Annotated in this window: 4 protein-coding genes; all 4 read left to right on the top strand. The window is 68.8% G+C overall.

All coding sequences use genetic code 11. From position 1 onward, the window contains the following. Positions 1–502 (top strand): hypothetical protein (locus VD972_RS33175; protein ID WP_324992803.1); only part of this gene is annotated, 502 nt, incomplete at its 5' end. Next, positions 499–1,461, top strand: coding sequence for a class I SAM-dependent methyltransferase (locus tag VD972_RS33170; RefSeq protein ID WP_324992802.1), 963 nt, complete (start codon positions 499–501; stop codon positions 1,459–1,461). The genes VD972_RS33175 and VD972_RS33170, both read left to right, overlap by 4 nt. A 7-nt stretch (positions 1,462–1,468) precedes the next feature. Beyond that, positions 1,469–2,212, top strand: a complete 744-nt coding sequence (locus VD972_RS33165; protein WP_324992801.1) for a lysophospholipid acyltransferase family protein — start codon at positions 1,469–1,471, stop codon at positions 2,210–2,212. Between the two features lie 9 nt (positions 2,213–2,221). Beyond that, positions 2,222–4,572 (top strand): AMP-binding protein (locus VD972_RS33160; RefSeq protein ID WP_324992800.1); only part of this gene is annotated, 2,351 nt, incomplete at its 3' end.

The raw sequence follows: 4,572 nt of genomic DNA, 5'->3' as shown, positions 1-4,572 counted from the left end.
CCATGCTCCCCGTGCGCTCATGGGGTACGCGGCGCTCTGCGCTCTGGGCCTGGTCTGGTACCGAGGGTTGGCTCCGCGGCTCTCGCGTGGAGCGCTGGCGGCCCACGGGCTGCTCCTCAAGTACCCTGCGTTCGTCGTGCTCCTCTACCTGGCCTCGGGCGAGGGTGTGCTCCCACCGCTGGTGCCTGGGCTCGTCTACCTCTGCTTCTGCGTTCATGAGCTGCTCCACGACCGTAGGCTCCTGAGCAGACCCGGGATGCCGCTGCTGCTTCGGGCCGAGCTGCTGGGCCTATGGGCTCTCTCGGTGGCCCTCGGCCTGGCGCCTCCGAGCCACGGAGTGCTCGCGGGCCTCCAGCTCGCGCTGTGCCTCTGCGCCCCCCTGCTGCTCGGCGCGCTCTACCGGCGCAGCCTCGCGCACGGAGGCGTGGGGCCGCTCGGTGATGCCGTCTTCGCCCTGTCCTTCCTACAGACCCTGAACTTCACCCTGAGGAGCCGTCCATGAGCGCCGCACGTCCACTCGAGCCGCCCGCCCCCTCCCTCTTCGAGGCCGTCGCCTGCTACTGCTGTGGCAGCGACTCGCGCTCGGACTTCATCACCGCGGAGGATGATCTCACCGGCAAGCCCGGCACCTTCCGCTTCGTCCGCTGCGAGTCGTGCGGGCTGGTGTACCAGCACCCGCGGATCGTCATCGAGCGCATCACCGACTACTACGACGACGAGTACATCGCGCACCGCAAGAAGACCGACTGGGGCGTGCTCACCCCACTGTACGAGCACGTCATGGGCAAGCACGATCGGGACAAGGACCGGACCGTGAGCCGCTACGTGACGCTCGACGCGCACAGTGAGGTGCTTGACGTGGGGTGCGCGGTGGGCACCTTCCTCCAGCGCATCCGCCAGCGTCATGGCTCCCGCGTCTGCGGTGTGGACTTCAAGGATCTGCGCGGCCACGCCTCCTTGGAGGGTGTCGACTTCCGCCAGGGCCTCTTCTACGAGCAGGACCTGGGGAGCGAGCGCTTCGATCTCGTGACCATGTGGCACTTCCTCGAGCACGACTACGATCCACGGCGCACGCTGGCCAAGGCGAGCGCGGTGCTGAAGCAGAGCGGGCGGCTCGTCATCGAAGTGCCCCGTCTGGACAGTGTCTCCTTCAAGCTCTACGGCGATCGCTGGCCTGGCCTCCAGGCGCCGCAGCACACCACCCTCTACGACAAGCAGAGCCTGCTGCGCATGGTGGAGCGAGCCGGCTTCGAGGTCATCGACTACCTGCCCTACGGCTCCTTCCCCGCGTACTTCTACCTGTTCTCGGGCGCCGCCTTCCGGGTGCTCAAGGGCAAGGGGCTCAACCTCTCGAAGGCCATCTATCCGTACTTCGCCGGGCAGCTCGCGCTCACGCCCGTCCTGCTCTTCGAGAAGCAGCTGAACCTGGCCATGCAGACGGTCGTCTGCGGGAAGCGGTGACGGCGCCATGTCCCGCCCGAGCGGAGTCCGCATCGCATTGAACATGGCCGCGGGGTGTGGACTCGTGACCTTCGCCGCCGTCTCCATGCTCTTGGCACGTGTCCTCACCCTCGGCGGCGCGCGCCGGTTCTGCGCCGAGGTGCTGGGCGCATGGATGTCCCGGGCCATCCTCGGAGTGCTGGGGGTGAAGGTCGTCCTCCACGCGGACGCGCCGCTGCCCCCGGGCCCGTGTGTCTACACCTTCAATCACACCTCCACGCTGGACATGTTCGTCCTGCTCTCGCTGCGCCTGCCACGCACGCGCTACTTCATGAAGCGAGCCTCCTGGGCCATGCCTCCCTTTGGCCTCGCCGCGTGGATGGTGGGGACATTCTTCACGCCCCCTCAGCGCCTCCCTGAGGCACGAACGCGCTGCTTCCAGGCTGCCACGGCGAAGCTCCAGCGCACCGGTGACTCCGTGCTCCTCAGCCCCGAGGGGACTCGCGTCACCACAGGACAGATGGGCACCTTCAACAGGGGGACCTTCCACCTGGCCACCGAGCTGCACGCGCCGATCGTCCCGCTGTTCGTCCGGATTCCTCCCGAGAGCAACCCGGGGAAGGGGTTCGGCTCGAGCCCCTGCACCGTGCATGTCCACGTGCTGCCCGCTGTGTCCACCTCGGACTGGCGGCTCGAGGACCTGGAGCGGAACAAGGCACAGGTCCGCCAGCGCTACGTCGACTTCCTCGTCACCCTCTCCACCGCCGCCTGAGGCCCCAACATGACCCACACTCCCCGAACCCTGGGCGAGCTGCTGCGCCAGCGCGCCGAACGAACGCCCGAGGCCCGGGCCTATACCTTCCTCGAGGACGGAGAGACGGAGGCGGAGACGCTCACGTACGCGGAGCTCGATCGCCGGGCGAGCGCCATCGCCGCGAGGCTCCACGCGCTCGGCGGCGCGGGTGAGCGCGCGCTCTTGCTCTACCCGCCGGGCCTGGACTTCATCTCCGCCTTCTTCGGGTGCCTCTACGCCTCCGCCGTCGCGGTGCCCGTGTTCCCTCCCTCGCTGATGGGTGATGACCGGGGAGTGGCGCGGCTGCGCGGCGTTGCCCGCGACGCCCGGCCGCGGTTCCTGCTCACTCAAGAGACCATCGCGGAGATGGCTGAGGCACTCCTGCCCAGCGCTCCAGAGCTGGCCCAAGCCCAGTGGATGGCAACGGATGCGGTGGCTCGCGAGGAGACGGGGCGGCTGGCCCCTTCCCTACGCGAGGGCCTCGCGTTCCTTCAGTACACCTCGGGCTCCACCTCCTCGCCCAAGGGCGTGATGGTGAGCCACACCAACCTGCTCCACAACCTGGCGTACATCGATGCCACCGAGGGCAATGATGCGCAGAGCGTGTTCGTCTCGTGGCTGCCCGTCTACCACGACATGGGGCTCATCGAGGGAACCCTGCTGCCGCTCTTCGGAGGCTATCCCGCTTACTCGATGCCTCCGGGTGCCTTCCTCCAGCGCCCAACACGCTGGCTCGAGGCGATCTCTCGCTACGGCGCCACCAACAGCGGGGGCCCTAACTTCTCCTACGAGCTCTGCCTCCGGAAGGTGTCCCCCGAGGAGCGCGAGCGCCTGGACCTGAGTCGCTGGCGCGTGGTGTACAACGGAGCGGAGCCCATTCGCCGGGAGACGCTGGAGCGGTTCGTCCACACCTTCACGCCCCAGGGGCTTCAGTGGAGGTCCGTCCGTCCTGTGTACGGCCTGGCCGAGGCGACACTGCTCGTCACGGGTCACCTGCGGGCGGGTACACCCTCCCTTCGGGCATTTGACTCCAGCAGGCTGCTGAGGGGGCTCGCGGCGGAACCGCTGGCACCGGAGGCTCCCGCCACCTCCCTCGTGGGCTGTGGCGCGGCTCACGCTGACGTGGAGGTCATCATCGTGGATCCTCACGCGCGCAGCCGCTGCGAGGAGCGGCGTGTGGGCGAGATCTGGATCGCCGGCCCGAGCGTCGCGGGCGGCTACTGGGACAAGCCCGAGGCCACCGCACGGACCTTCCGGGCCCAGCTGGCGGATGGAACAGGGCCCTACCTGCGCACCGGAGATCTGGGCTTCCTGTGGGAGGGCGAGCTGTTCGTGACCGGGCGCATCAAGGACGTGCTCATCATCCGGGGGAAGAACCACTACCCGCAGGACCTGGAGCGCACCGTGGAGCAGGCGCACCCGGCGATTCGTCCCGGGTGCATCGCCGCATTCTCGATGGAGCAGGATGGCGAAGAGCGCGCCGTGGTGATGGCAGAGGTGGAGCCACGCAAGCTCCCGGAGTCCGCGACGTGGGAGACCGTCACGCGAGCCATCCGGACCGAGGTGGCGGCCCAGCACGGCATCGCGCTCCACGCGGTGAGCCTCATCCCTCCGAAGGCGCTGCCCAAGACGTCGAGTGGAAAGCTGCAGCGGTTCGCCTGCCGAGAGGCGTTCCTGTCCGGGAGCATGAACGAGCTGGCACGCGAGGTCTCCACTCCCCCTCAGCCTGGCGCGGAGGCACTTACTGCCGAGCCGCTCGTCGCGAAGCTCCTGGAGTACGTGGCAGCCCAGCTCGGCGTCCCAGTGGACTCCGTGGATCCCCGGCTCCCCGTCACGCGGTCCGGGCTCGACTCGCTCGGCCTCATGGGCCTGCTGGATGTCCTGTCTCAGCAAGCGGGACGGGAGATTCGCCTGGAGGAGCTGCTCGACCACCCTGACCTCGAATCCCTCGCGAGACTGGCGGCGGGAGAGCGCTCCCATACGCCCCACGCAAGCATGCTGGAGCAGATGCTCGCGGACGCGGTGCTTCCGCCAGAGCTGGCTCCCGCAGAAGCCGAGCCGCCACGCTTGGGAACTCCCACGGAGGTGCTGCTCACCGGAGCGACGGGCTCTCTGGGTGCCCAGCTCCTCCGGGATCTGCTGGTGCGCACGAGCGCGCGGGTGCACTGCCTCGTTCGCACCTCGGGAGGCCGGAAGGGCCGAGAGCGCATCCGTGCCGCGCTCCAGTCGCGTGGCCTGTGGGACGACGGCTTCGAGGCACGGCTGAACATCGTGGAGGGCGACCTCCGGCTCCCTCTGCTGGGCCTGGACGAGGAGCGGTTCGACGCGCTGGCTCGCTC

This window comes from Hyalangium sp., assembly GCF_035629615.1.
Taxonomy (GTDB): domain Bacteria; phylum Myxococcota; class Myxococcia; order Myxococcales; family Myxococcaceae; genus Hyalangium.
This window is presented reverse-complemented; position numbering and strand designations above follow the sequence as displayed.